Genomic DNA, 15907 nt, shown 5'->3' with positions numbered 1-15907 from the left:
CAAGGTTTCGACAAGGGCCCGTCGACGGCTTCACCCGGAGGTCACGCAGGCGCACACTCCCCTCACCGGTGCCGAACGGCACCGTACTAAGGGGGCGCATGCCGATGGTCATCGGCACCTTGGCGGGAGTGGTCCTCGCCGCCGTCATCGTTCTGGTCGGCCTGTTCAAGCTCATGTGGCGGGTCGCCGAGCCGAACGAAGCACTCGTCATCTCCGGTTCCCGGCACAGGACCGAGGGTCTCGGTGAGGGGATGGGGTTCCGTATCGTCACCGGGCGCGGAACCTTCGTCCTGCCCGGCGTGCAGGCGGTCCGGAAGCTGTCGCTGGACCTCAACGAGACAGAACTGTCCGTGGACTGTGTGACCCATCAGGGCATTCCACTGCGGGTGAAGGGCGTCGTCATCTTCAAGGTCGGGGACGACTTCGTGTCGATCGCCAACGCCGCGCGCCGCTTTCTGGACCAGCAGAGGATGATGCCGGAGCGGGTGCACATCGTCTTCGCCGGCCATCTCCGCTCCATCGTGGGCGGGTTGACGGTCGAGGACATGATCCGCGACCGGGAGAAGCTCACCGGGCAGACCCGGGCGGCCTGCGGGACGGAGATGGAGAAGCTCGGCCTGATCGTCGACTCGCTGCAGATCCACGAGATCGAGGACCCGACCGGGTACATCAAGAACCTCGCCATGCCGCACGCGGCGGCGGTGCAGCGGGACGCGCGGATCGCGCAGGCCGAGGCGAACCGGCTGGCGACGGAGGCCGAGCAGGCCGCCTTCGCCCGCATGGCGGAGGCGACCCGCGACAGCGAGATCCTGCAGGCCGGCTACCAGGCCGAACGGGACAAGGCGGCGGCCGCCGCCCGGCAGGCGGGCCCGCTCGCGGACGCGGCCGCCCGGCAGGAGGTCGTGGTCCAGGAGACCCGGGTCGCCGAGCTGGAGGCGCACCGCCGCGAGCAGCAGCTCCAGGCGGACGTGCGCAAGCCGGCGGACGCGATGGCGTACGAGAAGCGGACGCTGGCCGAGGCCGAGCGCGACGCGCGCATCTCGGCCGCGCAGGCCAAGGCGAAGGAGACGGAACTCGCGGCGGCGGCCGAGGCGACCCGGGTGAAGACGGCCGCGGCCGCCGAGGCCCAGGCCACCGAGGCGCGCGGGGCCGCGGCCGCGACGGCGACCCGCGCGACGGGTGAGGCCGAAGCGGCGGCGACCCAGGCCAGAGGGCTCGCGGAAGCCGAGTCGGCGAAGGCCAAGGGCCTGGCCGAGGCCACGGCGATCAAGGCGAGGGCGTCGGCACTCGCGGAGAACCAGGAGGCCGTCGTCGCCCAGCAGCTCGCCGAGAACTGGCCGAAGATCGTGGAAGCCGGTGCGGGTGCCTTCGGCAATGTGGAGCACATGGTGCTGCTCAACGGCGCCGAGGGCATGTCGGAGATGTTCGCCAAGGCCCTCACGATGGGCGGCACCGGGCTCGGTCTCGCGCGCCAGCTGCTGGCATCGATGAACCAGAACGGCCACATGAACGGCCATGTGCGGGGCGCGCAGGCCCCGGCCGCGCCCTCGCCCGTGTCGCAGCCGATCTCGCTCACGGAGGAGGACGTCAAGGGCTGAGCCATGCCCGGAAGCCCCAGGTCACGGCCTGGGGCTTCTCCGTGTCCCATGCAGCGCCCCGGTGCTTGAACGGAAGCCGCCGACCAGGCGTACGAATAGCAGCGGCACCGGCCTCCCCAGCCCGGTCCGCCGTGCACCATCGGGCTCGCATGGAAGGACTTCCGGTGTCGCTGAGGACGCTCTCTCGTCAACTGTCAGATGCCCGCACCGCAGTCGCAGGGGAAGGCCAGGCACCGGCCGGCGCCCCGGAGCACGCGCGGGACGAAACGGCAGCGGCCCTGGGCACCGGCCCGGGCAAGCAGCCGGCGGGAGCGGGAACCGGGGCGCGGGCCATGGCGCGGGGGAAGACCGCACTGTCCGCCGTGCTGGTGCTGTGCGCCCTGCTCCTGCCGGACGACCTCACCCGCCTCGGGCCCAGCGCGTTCGCACGCGTCCCGGTGGAAGGGATCTTCGGCGTCGCCGTGCTGCTCGTCCTGCGGCCGAGGGCGAGGCGTGTGGTGGCAGCGTTCGCCGGGGTGGGTCTGGGGCTGCTGACCGTCCTGAAGTTCCTGGACATGGGCTTCTCCTCGACCCTCGACCGGCCGTTCGACCCGACGCTCGACTGGATCCTGTTCGACGACGCCGTGGCGTTCCTCGGGGACTCCATCGGCCGGGCCGGCGCGATCGGTGCCGTGACCGGGGCCGTGGTCCTCGTCCTCGCCCTGCTCGTCCTCATGGCACTGGCCGTCGTGCGACTGAGCCACCTCGTGGTCCGCCACAGCGTCACGGCGACCCGTACCACTCTCGTACTCGGGACCGTCTGGATCACCTGCGTGGCGCTCGGCGTGCAGATCGCCGACGTGCCGGTCGCGTCCAGCGGCACGGCCGGATTCGTCCAGAGCCGTGTGCACCAGGTGGCAGCGAGCCTGAAGGACAGGCGGACGTTCGCCGAGGAATCCTCCGTCGACGCCTTCCGCGACACCCCGGCCGACCAGCTGCTGACCGGGCTGCGGGGCAAGGACGTCATGTTCGTCTTCGTCGAGAGCTACGGACGCGTCGCCGTCCAGGACCCGGAGATGGCCCCGCAGGTGGATGCGCTGCTCGCGGACGGGACCAGCCGGCTGCGCGCGGCCGGGTTCTCCTCCCGGAGCGCCTTCCTCACCTCCCCGACGACAGGCGGCGGCAGCTGGCTTGCCCACTCCACCTTCGCGTCCGGTCTCTGGATCAAGAACCAGCAGCGCTACCAGGACCTCACCTCGAGCGACCGTTCGACCCTCACCCGCGCCTTCCGGGACGCGGGCACCTGGCGGACGGTCGGCATCATGCCGGGCGTCACCCGGTCCTGGCCGGAGGGGACGTTCTACGGTCTCGACCACGTCTACGACTCCCGGCACCTCGGCTACAAGGGACCGAAGTTCAGCTGGACACCCGTGCCCGACCAGTACAGCCTGTCGGCCTTCGAGCGTCTGGAGCACGGCCGGCCCGGCCACGAGCCGCTGATGGCAGAGATCATTCTCACCTCCAGCCACAACCCCTGGGCCCCCATACCCCGGATGATCGGCTGGAACGAGATCGGTGACGGCTCGGTCTACCACGCCATCAAGGAGGAGGGCAGGGACCCCGAGGAGGTGTGGAGGGAGCCCGGCCAGGTCCGCACCGAGTACCGGCGCGCCATCGAGTACTCGCTGAGCAGCCTCATCTCCTACGTGGAGAAGTACGGCGACGACGACACCGTGCTCGTCTTCCTCGGCGACCACCAGCCCGTCCCGACCGTCACCGGCGACGACGCCGGCCGGGACGTACCGATCGCGATCGTCGCCCGCGACCCGGCCGTGATGGCGCGGATTTCCGGCTGGGGCTGGCAGGACGGCCTGAAGCCCGGCCCGGATGCTCCGGTCTGGCGCATGGACGCCTTCCGCGACCGCTTCCTGACCGCCTACGGTCCGCAGCCCGGCACCGCTCCGACCCCGCTGTCCCCACCGTCCGCGCCGAACCCGCCCTCCCCGCCCAACCGGTGAGCGCGGGGGCGCACCCCGGACCCGACGTGGGCAGAACGCTTCGGACCCCCTCGGCTTCGGACCCTCTGGGCTTCAGACCCTCTCGTACGTCGCGTACCGGACCACGGCGGCGTCGTCACGGACTCCGACGCGCCAAAGCCACCTGATGTCGCGCCCGAACGACCAGACGAGCAGCGCCAGCGCCACGAGGACCGCCCCGTAGGCGAGCGGACGCGGGACAGTCCCGGTGCCGGCCACGAGAAGGACGATCCCCTGCAGCGCTGCCACCGTTTTGCGGGCCGTGCTCGGCGGAAGCGGCCCGTGCAGCCACGGCAGTACCCGGGCCGCCAGGACGAAGGCGTAGCGCATGGCGCCGATCACGAGCACCCACGCGCCCATCGACATGGCGACATGGACGCTGAGCACCAGGATGAGGAAGGCATCGACTTCCATGTCGAACCGGGCCCCCAGGGCGGACTCCGTTCCGGTGCGCCGGGCCACCTGACCGTCGACGGCGTCGAGGACGAGCGCCACCGTGGTGAGGGCGGCCAGGACCGCGACCGGGGGCCGGCCCGTGAAGGAATCCGCGACCAGCGCGGTCACACACCCGACGAGCGTCGTCCGGGCCAGGGTCACTCCGTTGGCCGGGCCGAAGGGCCTGGCTCCGCGCCACGGCCGGCGCAGGGCGCGGGTGAGCACACCCCAGGTCGCGACCGTGAATGCCAGACCTGTCAGCCAGCCGGCGGGCCCCAAGCCGGTCACCATGCCCAGAAGGACCAGCAGGAGTGTCTGCGCGGCCGCCCCCGCGGTCGTCTCCGGGCGCAGCAGCCGGGATTCGTATGTGACGCTCATGGCCAGCGGGTACCTTCCTCCAGCCGTGTGACAGAGTCGACGGGCGCCGCGTACCGTGTGCGCGGCCTCGTGATTGTCAGAACGTAAACCGACGCCCGAGCGTTCAGCAGGAGGTCGCCGATGAAGCGCGCCGCACGCGCCTTCTGGCTCCGCTCCCCCGGCCACAGCGAGATACGGGACGTTCCCCTGCCGGAACCGGCCCACGACGACGTCGTGGTGCGCACGCTCTATTCCGGCGTGAGCCGCGGCACGGAGAGCCTCGTCTTCCGCGGCGGTGTCCCGGAGAGCCAGCACACCGCGATGCGGGCGCCGTTCCAGGACGGCGAGTTCCCCGGACCGGTCAAGTACGGCTATCTCAACGTCGGTCTCGTCGAGGAAGGACCGGAACACCTCGTCGGCCGCACGGTCTTCTGCCTCTACCCGCACCAGAGCCGGTACGTCGTCCCGGCGAGTGCCGTGACCCCGGTGCCGGAGACCGTCCCCGCGGGGCGGGCCGTGCTGGCCGGCACGGTGGAGACCGCGGTGAACGCCCTGTGGGACGCGGCACCACTGGTCGGCGACCGGATCGCCGTCGTCGGCGCCGGCATGATCGGCTGCTCCGTCGCCGCCCTGCTCGCAAAGTACCCGGGCGTACGCGTCCAGCTGGTCGACGCCGAGCCGGCACGGGCCGCCGTCGCCGAGGCGCTGGGCGTCGGCTTCGCGCTCCCCGAGGACGCCTTGGGCGACTGCGATCTCGTGGTCCACGCCAGCGCCACCGAGGCCGGACTCGCCCGCTCGTTGGAGCTCCTCGCCCCGGAGGGGACGGTCCTGGAACTGAGCTGGTACGGCGACCGGCGGATCAGCCTGCCCCTGGGGGAGGCCTTCCACTCCGGTCGTCTGGTCCTGCGCGGCAGCCAGGTGGGGAGGGTGTCCGAGGCCCGCCGCTCCCGGCGGACCTTCGCCGACCGGCTCGCGCTCTCGCTCGATCTGCTGGCCGACCCCGTCTTCGACGCACTGCTCACCGGTGAGTGCGCCTTCGAGGAGCTGCCGTCGGTGCTGCCCAGGATCGCCGCCGGCGACCTTCCCGGGTTGTGCCACCGCGTTGTGTACGCGCCGCTCGAACGTGCGGCGACTTGAACGTGCAGCAGGCCGCGGCCGTACTGAGGGACAAGGGCCGCCAGCGGCCGGATGCATCGGACCGGGAGGTCACCACCGTTGTTCAGCGTCACCGTCCGCGAGCACCTCATGATCGCTCACAGTTTCCGCGGGGAGGTCTTCGGACCCGCGCAACGTCTGCACGGCGCGACGTACCTCGTGGACGCCACCTTCCGCCGTCCCGAGCTGGACGCCGACAACCTCGTCGTCGACATCGGCCTGGCCACCGGTGAACTGGGACGTGTGGTGGGCGAGTTCAACTACCACAACCTCGACGACATGTCCGAGTTCGCCGGCATCAACACCTCGACGGAGTTCCTGGCCAAGGTCATCGCCGACCGCCTGGCCGACCGGGTCCACGCCGGGGCCCTGGGCGAGGGCGCCCGCGGGCTGGCCGGCATCACGGTCACCCTGCACGAATCGCATATCGCGTGGGCGAGTTACGAGCGGGCTCTGTGAGCGAGGCGGCCGACGCCACACTGCACGGGCGCTCGGTGCGGGTGGTGATGCCCGGTGGCGTCGACGATCCGGCGGCGCCGAGCGGCGGCAACACCTACGACCGCAGGCTGTGCCGGGAACTGCCCCGGCTCGGCTGGCAGGTCCACGAACACGCCGTTGCAGGGGACTGGCCGCAGCCCCGGGCCGCCGCGCGCGCCGAACTGGCCCGGATCCTGAGGGAGTCGCCGGACGGCAGCCTCGTCCTGCTCGACGGGCTCGTCGCCTGCGGCGTCCCCGACATCGTCGTTCCCGAGGCCGGACGGCTGCGCCTGGTGGTGTTGATGCACCTTCCCCTGGGTGCCGAGACGGGACTCGCCCCGCTTCCGGCAGCGGCTCTGGACGCAGCGGAGCGGAGGACGCTGCGGGCCGTGGCGGCGGTGGTGGCCACCAGCGACTGGGCGGCCCGCAGTCTCGTCGAGCACCACGGACTCGACCCCGGCCGGGTCCACGTCGCCGTCCCCGGTGCCGACATCGCCCCACTGGCCACCGGCACCGCGTCCGGCCCCGGCGGCACCCCGCGTCTGCTGTGTGTCGCCTCGGTGACCCCGCGCAAGGGACAGGACCGGTTGGTGCCGGCGCTCGCGGAGGTCGCCGACCTGCCGTGGAGCTGTGTCTGTGTCGGTGCGCTGGGCCAGGATCCCGGTTACGTGGCCCGCCTCCGGGAGTTGATCGAGAAGCTCGGCCTCGGTGACCGGGTGGAGCTCGCGGGCCCCCGGTCCGGCGACGAGTTGGACGCGAGCTACGCCGCCGCCGATCTCCTCGTGCTCACCTCGTACGCCGAGACGTACGGCATGGCCGTGACCGAGGCGCTCGCCCGCGGCATTCCCGTACTGGCGACGGCCGTCGGCGGGGTTCCGGAGGCGGTCGGGCAAGCGCCCGACGACAGCGTGCCGGGCGTCCTCGTACCGCCGCAGGACCCGGCGGCACTCGCTCCGGCGTTGCGCCACTGGCTCGGCGATCCCGGCGAACGCCGCCGCTCACGGCAGGCCGCACGAGCCCGGCGCATCACACTGACCGGCTGGGAGACGACCGCGCGGAGCCTGGCCGGGGCACTCGAGCACCTTCGTCGGAAACCCCGGGAGGCAGTGTGAACGTGACCGATCGACCTCGCTACGCCCCGGAGTGGCTGGCACTGCGGGAGGGCGCCGACGCGGCCGCGCGCGCACCCGAACTCCTCGACCCGCTGCGACGAGGCCTGGCGCACCGCGTGGACCCGGCGGACCCGGCGCATCCGCCACGACGGGACGTGGGGGTGGTGATCCGCGACCTCGGCTGCGGCACCGGCTCCATGGGGCGCTGGCTCGCCCCGCGGCTGGCCGGGCCCCAGCACTGGATCCTGCACGACCACGACCCCGGCCTGCTCGCTCTGGCCGCCGCGCAGATGCCCCGTACCGCCGCCGACGGCAGCCGCATCACCGTCACGACGGAGCGCGGTGACATCACCCGCCTGACCACGGACGACCTCTCCGGCACCTCGCTGGTGACGGCATCCGCCCTGCTGGACCTGCTCACCCGCGACGAGTTGGACAGGCTCGTCGCGGCCTGCGCCGGGGCAGGCTGCCCCGCACTGCTGGCGCTCTCGGTGATGGGGCGGGTCGACCTCACCCCGGCCGACCCGATGGACGCCGAGATCACCGATGCGTTCAACGCCCACCAGCGCCGCGTGGATCACGGCCGCCGGCTCCTCGGCCCCGACGCCGCCGCCGCGGCCTCCGTGGCCTTCGCACGCCATGGCATGGCTGTACGGGTGCACGCCAGCCCGTGGCGGCTCGAGCCCGCTGCCCGGGTCTCCGCGACCGCCGAGGACACGGAGCCGGGCGCCGATGCGTCCGCGCTGACGGCGCAGTGGCTACGGGGCTGGGTCGGCGCTGCCCAGGAGCAGCGACCGGACCTCGCGGCACGTGCCGACGCGTATCTGCGGCGCCGTCTGGCGGCCTGCGAGGCGGGTGAGCTGCGGGTGGTGGTGCACCACAGCGATCTGCTGGCCGTGCCCCGGCAAACGGGCGGCACCTCATGATCCTTCGGGCGGTCCGGGCCCGCCTCGGCATGGCCGTCGGGGCCGGCGTCCTCGCGGTGGTGCTGTGGTGGCAGGGCACCGGCGCCATCCTGGACGGGCTGAGCGGGATCGACGGCCCCACGCTCCTGGCCGCTCTCGGTCTCGGCCTGCTCACCACCGTGTTCAGCGCGTGGCGCTGGTGCCTGGTGTCCCGGGGGCTGAGCATCCGGCTGCCGCTCGGCCGGGCCGTCGCCGACTACTACCGCGCTCTGTTCCTGAACGCCGCGTTGCCCGGCGGCGTCCTGGGCGACGTGCACCGCGCGGTACGGCACGGGCGGAGCGCCGGTGACCTCGGCCGGGGCGTCCGCGCGGTCGTCCTCGAACGGGTCGCGGGGCAGGCGGTACTCGCCGCGGTCGGCGTGACACTCCTGATCACGCACCCCTCGGTCCCCCTGCCGGAGGTCGCCCACGTCGCCGCGGCGCCGGCCGCCGCGGTGGCCCTCGCTGCGGTGTGCGGTCTCGTGATCGTCGGCGCTGTCCGGTTCCACGGAAAGCCGGGCGCCTCGCGCCGGCAACGCGCGATCCGCGCCACGCTGTCCGAGGCGCGCCTCGGGCTGCTCGCGCGTGGGAGCTGGCCGGGGGTGCTGATCTCGTCCGTGGTGGTGCTGGCGGGCCATCTCGGCATGTTCCTGCTCGCCGCCCGGGCCGCGGGATCAACCGCACCGGCGGCCCGGTTGCTCCCCCTGATGGTGCTGGCCCTGCTCGCCATGGCGCTGCCGCTGAACGTCGGCGGCTGGGGACCCAGGGAGGGCGTCCTGGCATGGGCCTTCGGAGCCGCGGGCATGGGCGCCGCCCAGGGGCTGACCGTCGCCGTGGTGTACGGACTGCTCGCCTTCGCCGCGAGCCTGCCCGGTGTCGCGGTGCTGGTCACCCAGTGGTTCGCCGGAATGCGGCGCCCGCAGGTCGAGTTCGAAGAGGGTGTCCTCGCCGAGGGCAGCGCGTCGCGTCGGCGGACGGAGCGCGTCCCTCATCAGCTCGGGACCGGGGAAGCCGAGCCCCGGGATGCCGTCGCCGAGCAGAACCGGTGCCACGGTGACGTAGAGCCGGTGGAGGGCACGCGCGTGGAGGAAGCGGGACACGGTGATGCCGCCGCCCTCGACGAGCACGCGGCCCAGGCCGCGTCGGGCGAGCTCCCCCACCAGGCGCCGAGGGGTGAACGCGGCGCTGCCGGGCAGGACCAGTACGTCGACGCCGTCGGCGCCGGCCATGTCCGCGGTGGCCTGTCCGCGCTCGCCTTCGGCGCCCACCACCCACAGGGTCGGTGCCGCCCCGTCGGTGAACACCCGGCGCCGCAGCGGCACCCGGCGGTGCGGGTCGAGGACGACGCGCACCGGGTTGGCACCGGTACAGGCACGGACCGTCAGCCGGGGATCGTCCGCGACGGCGGTGCCGGCCCCCACGACCACCGCGTCGGCGAGCGCGCGCAGCCGGTGCAGATGTTCGCGGTCCTCCTCGCCGGTGACGTAGTCGGCGTCGCCCTTACGGGTCGCGATGAAGCCGTCCAGGCTCTGCCCCAGCTGCGCGAACGTGAAGCGCGGGCCGGCCAGGCAGAGCGACAGATAGCGGTCGGCGAGAACATCGGCCTCGGGCGAGGCGTCCCGCCACCCAGGCCGGCCGTCCGCACCCTTGAGCAGTCCGGCGGCCTCGGCGTCCGCCTCGGACCGGATGCCGAGCAGCCGCTCCCAGGCCTCCGATGCGTCGAGCGTGCCGGCGCGGTGCTCGGCGGCGCGGCCGGTCACCGTGTCTCCGGCCGGTCGTCGGCAGGCTGCCGGAGGTCTGCCGGGACCGGGAGGTCCGCCGGGGCCGGGGAGTCCGCCGGGACCGGGGAGTCCGCCGGGACCGGGGAGTCCGCCGGGGCCGGGGGGTCCGCCGCGGTCAGGAGCGAAAAGTATCCCGCGAAGGAATCGACGAGACCGGCCAGCAATTCCTTGCCCTTCGCAGCCGATGCCATTGATGGCCGGCCGACCACACCGGACTCCGTATAGGCCCGCATACCGAGAGTCAGAAAATGCTCCCTGTCGTCGGCGAGAAAATCGGAGGTCTCATAGCCGGGCCGGACCAGTTCGGGACGGTCGTGCAGCAGTATGGAGGTTTCCAGTTCTCCCGCGTGCATATCGCTGTACGACGACGTCTGCACACCGGCTCTTTCCCTCGCCGCACTCCAGTCGCCCGTGCCCGGGAAAAGCGCCATACGGGTGCCGCTGCCGGCCGACTCCTGAACCACGTTGCGCAGTACGTAGTTTCCGCCGTGGCCGTTGATCAGAACCAGGCTGTTGATACCGGAGCGGCGGAGCGATCCGGCGATGTCCCGCACGACGGCGTAGAGGGTCGCGGCGGAAATGCTGACGGTTCCCGGCCAGGCGGCGTGCTCGTGCGAGCACGAGACCGTCACCGGGGGGAGTCGGAGCACCGGATACGCGGCGGCGACCTCCCGGGCGATGGCGCAAGCGATGACCGTGTCCGTCATCAGGGGGAGGAACGGCCCGTGTTGCTCGAAGCTGCCGATGGGAAGGACAGCCATGCCGGCCCGGCCGGCCCTCACGTCCTCCGTCGTCGCGCCCAGCGGCAACAGGCCCGGTTCCGACGGTCGCACGTGCGGGCCACTCATCTTTCCGACCATCCTTTCGTGGTGCACCGATGCTTCGAACCTCACTGCCGGACAAGCCGGTTGACGCCCTTTCGCGAATCATTGTCCCGTCGCCAGAGGCTACCCGATATGATCGGACCATGACAGATATCGATGACGTACACCGTGAGAGTGCTCGTTCATCAGGCGTCGAACGCGTGGCAGATGTCCAACTGTCCACCGAGCACGGTGATTTTCTCGCCGTCGGATACCTGGACCGCATTCGCGGGGACGAACAAATAGCTTTGGTGCACGGCGATATCGAAGGAGACGGAACGCTCACCCGTGTTCACTCCGAGTGTCTGACCGGCGATGCCTTCGGATCCAAGCACTGCGAGTGCGGGGATCAGTTGTCCGCGGCCCTGCGCACGATCGTGACCGAGGGGCGCGGAGTTCTCGTCTACCTCCAGGGCCACGAAGGACGGGGGATCGGCCTGTTGGCCAAGCTCCGGGCGATGCGGCTCCAGGCGGAGGGCATGGACACGGTCGAGGCGAATCTCGCGCTCGGGCTCCCGGACGACGCCCGCGACTACCGGGTCGCGGCGGACATCCTGCACGACCTCGGCGTGCGATCCGTACGACTGCTGTCGAACAACCCGCGCAAGCGCGATGCCCTGCTGCAGCACGGCATCAAAGTCACCGAGCAGGTTCCGCTGCTGATACCGCCGCGCGAAGAGAACATCTCCTACCTGCGGACCAAGCGGGAACGCCTCGGCCATCACCTTCCGCATCTGGACCCCGCGCCCGACCAGCCCTGACGCATGGGCGATTCACCTGACCACCCGGTCGCGACATGGCACCGCCGCGACCGAGCAGGCGCGCAACGCGGTCAGGAGAGCCGCAGGTCGATCCACGGGATGGTGTCCCCCGGCAGCAGATAGCGCTCGATCTCGACGAACCCGTGCTTCAGCGCGAACCGCAGCCCGTCCCCGTTGGACGACAGGACGACGGTCTCGATCACCTCGGCACCGAGCTCCCGCGCCCGGGCGAGGCCGCGCTCATAGAGCTCCTCGCCGAACCCCCGCCCACGGTGAGCGGCGAGCACGCGGGCGATGACGGTCGCCGTCGCCGTGTCGTCCGTGGGCGGACGCACCGTGCTGCAGCCCACGGGCACGTCACCGAGGAGGGCGACCTCCAGGTGGTTGCGCCCAGCGCGTTCCCGGACCTCGTCCAGGGACAGGACGTGGGTCGGGATGATCATGTTGTGGATGTACCGCCACTCCTCGAGTGCGGCGTCGCCGTGCGGCTGTTGGAACCGGAGGTCGGACATCGCAGCAGCCAATCCGAGCGCGCCTCGGAGCGTCAACTCGGTTTGCCGCTCCGCCGGCCGCCCTGTGTGCCGCTCACGCCGTGCCGTCGGCCGGAAGTTCCAGGTGGAGCTCGAAGCCGCCGTCGGCCGTCGGGCCGGAGGTGACCGTGCCGCCGAGGAGCGCGGCGCGCTGGCGCAGGCCGACCAGGCCGTAGTGCGCACTGGGCAGGGGGAGCGCGGGCTGGGTCGGCGCGGTGTTGACGACCGCGACACGGACGGTGTCGTCCTCGCGGCGGACGCGGACCGTCGCGGTCGCGCCGGGGGCGTGCTTGCGTACGTTCGTCAGTGCTTCCTGGACGGTGCGGTAGATGGCGCGCTGGACGGTCTGCGGAAGGCCGTCGGGGACGTCGGTCTGCAGCTCGGCCTCGATGCCGCTGCTGCTGACCAGCCGCGGGAGGTCGGCCAGGGACGGCTGCGGGGTCAGCTCCGTGAGGCGGCCGCCGGAGGCGCGCAGGAGGCTGACCATGTGCCGTAGCTCGTCCAGGGTCTGCACGCTCAGCCGCCGGATCGTGGCCGCCGCTTCCTTGACCTCGGAGTCCTGGCTGCCGACCTGGAGCGCCCCGGCCCGCACCGCGATCAGGCTGACCTGGTGGGAGACCACGTCGTGCATCTCCCGGGCGAGCTGGGCACGCTCCCTGGCCAGCACGGTCTGGGCGGTCAGCATCCGCTCGTGGTCACGCGCCTCGGAGATCTCGGCGAGCCGCAGCGACAGATCACGCCGGGCCTGGACGAGCTGGCCGAGGAAGACGGGAGCGGCAGCCGTGGCCGCCGTGTAGCCGAGAGCGATCAGGGTCGAGGTGTCCAGCAGGTCGAACTCCGGTGACGGCCACGAGGTGACACGACTGATCGTGAACGCCAGGGCACAGACGGCCAGCAGGACGCGTTTGCGGGAGACCGAGGCGAGTGTGTACAGCGCGGCCAGACCGGCGAAGATCGCGTCGGTCAGCAGGACGGAGGGCAGGGTGAGCAGGAAGGTCGGCAGCGGCAGGCGGTGGCGCAGCAGAAGGGCGACGGCGGCGCCGAAGGCGCAGACCATGCGGAGCGGCTCGTCGGGCTCGAAGTGGACCCAGGCGTCGATCAGCGAGGCCGCGACGAGAGCGGCGTCCAGCAGCGGGACGGGTATGCGGCGGGGAGTCATTCCTCCTCCAGGTGCTGCTGGGGCTGTTCGGGCGGCTGGTCCGGCCGGCACTGCAGATGCGGCTGGTCCTGCTGCTCCTGCGGCGGCTTGAGCAGGCCGGCCCGCTCGGCGAGCAGGGCGGCCTGGACGCGTCCGCCCACCTCCAGTTTGGTGAGGATGGCGCTCACGTGGTCCTTGACCGTGCCGGTGCTCAGGTGCATCCGTGCGGCGATGTCGGCGTTGGACAGTCCCTCGGCTACGAGGACGAGTACGGCTCGCTCGCGTTCGGTCAGCCGGCAGAGGCTGCGGGCGGCGGGCTCCTGGGGACCGGCCTCGAGGTAGCCGTCCACGACCGTCCGGGTGACCTTCGACGACAGTACGGTGCCGCCGTCGGCCAGGGCCCGCACCAGGAACGGCAGCTCCTCGGGGTCGGTGTCCTTGAGCAGGAATCCTGCGGCGCCCGAGCGAAGGGCCGCAGCGACGTACTCGTCCATGTCGAAGGTCGTGAGCATGGCCACCACCGGAGGGTGCGGCAGCCGGCGAAGGCAGGCCAGGACGGTGAGTCCGTCCACGTCGGGCATCCGGATGTCCAGGAGTACGAGGTCGGGGCGCGTGTCCCGCGCCGTCGGGACCGCCTGGCCACCAGGTACCGCCGCGACGACCTCGATGTCCTCCGCCGCGTCGAGGATGCGCTGGAAGCCCGTACGGATCAGGGCCTCGTCGTCGACCACCATTACCCGGATCACGTGTGCTCCACTCGCCGTCGGACCACTGTCCGATTCGTACCACGCCGACGGGCGCCCTGCCGTATGCCGGGGGGATTCCCTGCCGGGAAGATGCCCTGATTCTCCCGGCGCTCCGCCGGTCGCCGGAACCGGCCGAGTGGCGGGGGTCGCGTCAGCCGGTCGGCGGGGCGGTTCCGGACGACTGCCGGATGGTTGCAGGCGACAGCTTCCCCAAGGCTGGAACACATGGAACAGGACGTGCTGTCGGCCGTGCCGTCAGCGACGGGAGGCTCCACTCCTGGTGCGGGCCCCGCGTCCGGGGCAGGCGCCCCGGCAGAGGCATGCCACCCGCTCTCCGGCGCGTCCTCCTGTGCCTCTCCCTCACCGCTTACGTCGGACACATCATCGCCATCGCTGCCCTGGGCGACGCCGTCCCGGACGCCGCCGCCCTGCCGGCCCTCGTCGGCCTCGTCGCAGCAGCCGTGCTCCTCGCCCTCGCCCGGACCCGGTTCTTCCGGCGCGGACCCATGGAGTACCTGCTGTATGCCGCCACCGGCCCCGCTCGCCTGATCAGCTGACCGGGTGGGCCCCACCCTGGAGGACTCATGGACACGTTCAGCTACCACGGCAACGACGGATGCGCCCTGCACGCCGCCACGCTCGGGACGGGACCGGCCCTGATCCTCCTGCACGACGGGGGCCCGGACCACCACAGTCTCGTGCCGCTGGCCCGCCGGCTCGCGGAGAGCTACACCGTCGTCCTGCCGGACGTACGCGGCTACGGGCGCTCGGTGTGCACCGACCCCGCCCGGCACACCTGGGCGCAGTACGCCGACGACGTCACGGCACTGCTCGGCCATCTGGGCCTCGGCACGGCGGCCCTGGGCGGCACGGGCCTGGGCGGCACCATCACGCTCCGTACGGCCGCGAAGCACCCGCAGCACATACGGGCCGCGGTCGTCATCGACGTCGACGACATCGAGGACGCCGTCAAGGAGCCCGAGACGGCGATGATGGAGAACTTCGCCGCGCGCGTCATGCAGGAGGGGATCGACGCCGCCTGGAAGGCCGTCCTGCCCGATCTCGCGCCGGTGATCAGGAATCTGGTCCGTGACGCCATGACCCGCTCGGACCCCGCCAGCATCGCCGCCGCCTGCGCGATCGGCCGCGACCGGGCCTTCACCAGCGTCGCCGACCTCGCCTCCATCCCGGTACCGACACTGGTCGTTCCCGGAAGCGACGAGCCTGAGCCCGCGGCCTCGGCCGAGGAGATCGCCCGCGCCCTCCCCCATGGGCACCTCGCCAAGGTCAGCCTCTCCGGCGAGATGCGCACCGCCGACGACCTGGCGCAGACGATGGCGCCGGCCATGTGGGCCTTCCTCGCCTCACACCACCTCACCGTCCAGACCTGCCGCCGAACCGTCCCGCGCCGTACGGGAGCCCCGGTCCGAACGCCGGTCGGTACGCCGGCCGGAACCCGGGTCGCCCTCGTGCGGTGACGACAGGAGGCGCGCACGGTCGAACCAGTCCCTGGTGCCCTCCCTGGTCGAGAGGGCCGTCAGCAGAGCGCCCGCCGCGACGCCGGCACCCCCCGTTCCGTATCCGGCCAGGACGGCGACCGCGCTGCCGACGACGATCACCCAGCCGATGACGACCGCGCCGACGCGGACCTTGTTGCCGCCGTCGGCGAACTTCGCCGCGATGACGAACGAGGCCACGGCCAGCAGCGCGAACGGAAGCGCCGCGAGGAGCAGCATGCCCAGGATGAGCTCGCCCAGGGCACCGGTCTCGAACGTCGCGGCAACCACTGTCAGCCACACGACGGGGACGACGCTCGACGCGCCCACGACGAAGAGCAGGGCGCGGGCGCATCGGGCCGTGCCGGGCATGCGGCTCATGCAGGTTCCTCCGGACGAGCGGGCGTTGGGGGGGGGGGGGGGGAGGAGAGGGAGGGAGAACACCCCCCACCCCCCCCCCCCCCCCCCCCCCCCCCCCCCCCCCCCCCCCCCCCCCCCG

At 72.2% G+C, this 15907-nt stretch carries 14 protein-coding genes and 3 pseudogenes; 10 read left to right on the top strand and 7 right to left on the bottom strand.

Going from position 1 to position 15907, the window contains the following annotated elements; translation table 11 throughout:
* The first annotated feature begins 98 nt into the window (after nt 1-98).
* Both ACFV9O_RS01890 and ACFV9O_RS01885 read left to right on the top strand, forming a co-directional pair.
* Nucleotides 99-1598: a flotillin family protein gene (locus ACFV9O_RS01890; protein ID WP_385411049.1), complete on the top strand. Its 1500-nt coding sequence runs from the start codon at nt 99-101 to the stop codon at nt 1596-1598.
* 149 nt (nt 1599-1747) lie between these two features.
* Complete coding sequence (locus tag ACFV9O_RS01885) at nt 1748-3595, top strand: sulfatase (RefSeq protein WP_385411047.1); 1848 nt, start codon at nt 1748-1750, stop codon at nt 3593-3595.
* Between the two features lie 72 nt (nt 3596-3667).
* Here ACFV9O_RS01885 and ACFV9O_RS01880 read toward each other — a convergent pair whose 3' ends face one another.
* Nucleotides 3668-4432: a CDP-alcohol phosphatidyltransferase family protein gene (locus ACFV9O_RS01880; RefSeq protein ID WP_385411126.1), complete on the bottom strand. Its 765-nt coding sequence runs from the start codon at nt 4430-4432 to the stop codon at nt 3668-3670.
* Nucleotides 4433-4546: 114 nt separating this feature from the next.
* Between ACFV9O_RS01880 and ACFV9O_RS01875 the strand changes: the two genes are divergently transcribed.
* From ACFV9O_RS01875 to ACFV9O_RS01855, 5 genes and pseudogenes are all read left to right on the top strand, one after another.
* On the top strand, nt 4547-5542 hold the full coding sequence (locus ACFV9O_RS01875; RefSeq protein ID WP_385411045.1) for a zinc-binding alcohol dehydrogenase: 996 nt from the start codon (nt 4547-4549) through the stop codon (nt 5540-5542).
* Between the two features lie 78 nt (nt 5543-5620).
* Nucleotides 5621-6019 (top strand): 6-pyruvoyl tetrahydropterin synthase family protein, encoded by a 399-nt coding sequence (locus tag ACFV9O_RS01870; protein WP_385411044.1) that lies wholly within the window; start codon nt 5621-5623, stop codon nt 6017-6019.
* Nucleotides 6020-6066: 47 nt separating this feature from the next.
* Complete coding sequence (locus tag ACFV9O_RS01865) at nt 6067-7149, top strand: glycosyltransferase family 4 protein (protein ID WP_385411124.1); 1083 nt, start codon at nt 6067-6069, stop codon at nt 7147-7149.
* Nucleotides 7146-8075 carry a class I SAM-dependent methyltransferase gene (locus ACFV9O_RS01860; protein ID WP_385411042.1) on the top strand — a complete coding sequence of 310 codons (930 nt, stop codon included), beginning with the start codon at nt 7146-7148 and terminating at the stop codon, nt 8073-8075. Before ACFV9O_RS01865 ends, ACFV9O_RS01860 begins: the two co-directional genes overlap by 4 nt.
* Nucleotides 8072-8902, top strand: a pseudogene (locus ACFV9O_RS01855) (lysylphosphatidylglycerol synthase transmembrane domain-containing protein); the annotation flags it as partial. The gene ACFV9O_RS01860 and the pseudogene ACFV9O_RS01855, both read left to right, overlap by 4 nt.
* A gap of 279 nt (nt 8903-9181) precedes the next feature.
* On the opposite strand, the pseudogene ACFV9O_RS01850 reads toward ACFV9O_RS01855, so the two are convergent.
* Nucleotides 9182-9853, bottom strand: a pseudogene (locus ACFV9O_RS01850) (RibD family protein); the annotation flags it as partial.
* A 131-nt stretch (nt 9854-9984) separates the two neighbouring features.
* Nucleotides 9985-10722, bottom strand: a pseudogene (locus ACFV9O_RS01845) (creatininase family protein); the annotation flags it as partial.
* A 119-nt stretch (nt 10723-10841) separates the two neighbouring features.
* Between ACFV9O_RS01845 and ribA the strand changes: the two are divergent.
* Nucleotides 10842-11498, top strand: a complete 657-nt coding sequence (ribA, locus tag ACFV9O_RS01840; protein WP_385411040.1) for a GTP cyclohydrolase II — start codon at nt 10842-10844, stop codon at nt 11496-11498.
* Between the two features lie 71 nt (nt 11499-11569).
* Here the strand turns inward: ribA and ACFV9O_RS01835 are convergent, their stop codons facing one another.
* From ACFV9O_RS01835 to ACFV9O_RS01825, 3 genes are all read right to left on the bottom strand, one after another.
* Nucleotides 11570-12010 carry a GNAT family N-acetyltransferase gene (locus ACFV9O_RS01835; RefSeq protein ID WP_385411038.1) on the bottom strand — a complete coding sequence of 147 codons (441 nt, stop codon included), beginning with the start codon at nt 12008-12010 and terminating at the stop codon, nt 11570-11572.
* A 73-nt stretch (nt 12011-12083) separates the two neighbouring features.
* Entirely contained in the window at nt 12084-13187 is a 1104-nt protein-coding gene (locus tag ACFV9O_RS01830) for a sensor histidine kinase (protein WP_385411036.1), read from the bottom strand.
* A complete protein-coding gene (locus ACFV9O_RS01825) occupies nt 13184-13912 on the bottom strand; it encodes a response regulator (RefSeq protein ID WP_385411035.1) in 729 nt (242 codons plus the stop codon). The genes ACFV9O_RS01830 and ACFV9O_RS01825 overlap by 4 nt, the downstream gene beginning before the upstream one ends.
* Before the next feature lie 320 nt (nt 13913-14232).
* On the opposite strand from ACFV9O_RS01825, the gene ACFV9O_RS01820 reads away from it, so the two are divergent.
* Nucleotides 14233-14469, top strand: a complete 237-nt coding sequence (locus ACFV9O_RS01820; RefSeq protein ID WP_385411033.1) for a hypothetical protein — start codon at nt 14233-14235, stop codon at nt 14467-14469.
* A gap of 27 nt (nt 14470-14496) precedes the next feature.
* Nucleotides 14497-15390, top strand: a complete 894-nt coding sequence (locus tag ACFV9O_RS01815; RefSeq protein WP_385411031.1) for an alpha/beta fold hydrolase — start codon at nt 14497-14499, stop codon at nt 15388-15390.
* Here the strand turns inward: ACFV9O_RS01815 and ACFV9O_RS01810 are convergent.
* A complete protein-coding gene (locus ACFV9O_RS01810) occupies nt 15277-15789 on the bottom strand; it encodes a hypothetical protein (RefSeq protein WP_385411029.1) in 513 nt (170 codons plus the stop codon). The genes ACFV9O_RS01815 and ACFV9O_RS01810 overlap by 114 nt on opposite strands.
* Nucleotides 15790-15907 lie beyond the last annotated feature (118 nt).

The sequence above is a fragment of the Streptomyces sp. NPDC059909 genome (genome assembly GCF_042730885.1).
Classification (GTDB): Bacteria; Actinomycetota; Actinomycetes; order Streptomycetales; family Streptomycetaceae; genus Streptomyces.
This window is presented reverse-complemented; position numbering and strand designations above follow the sequence as displayed.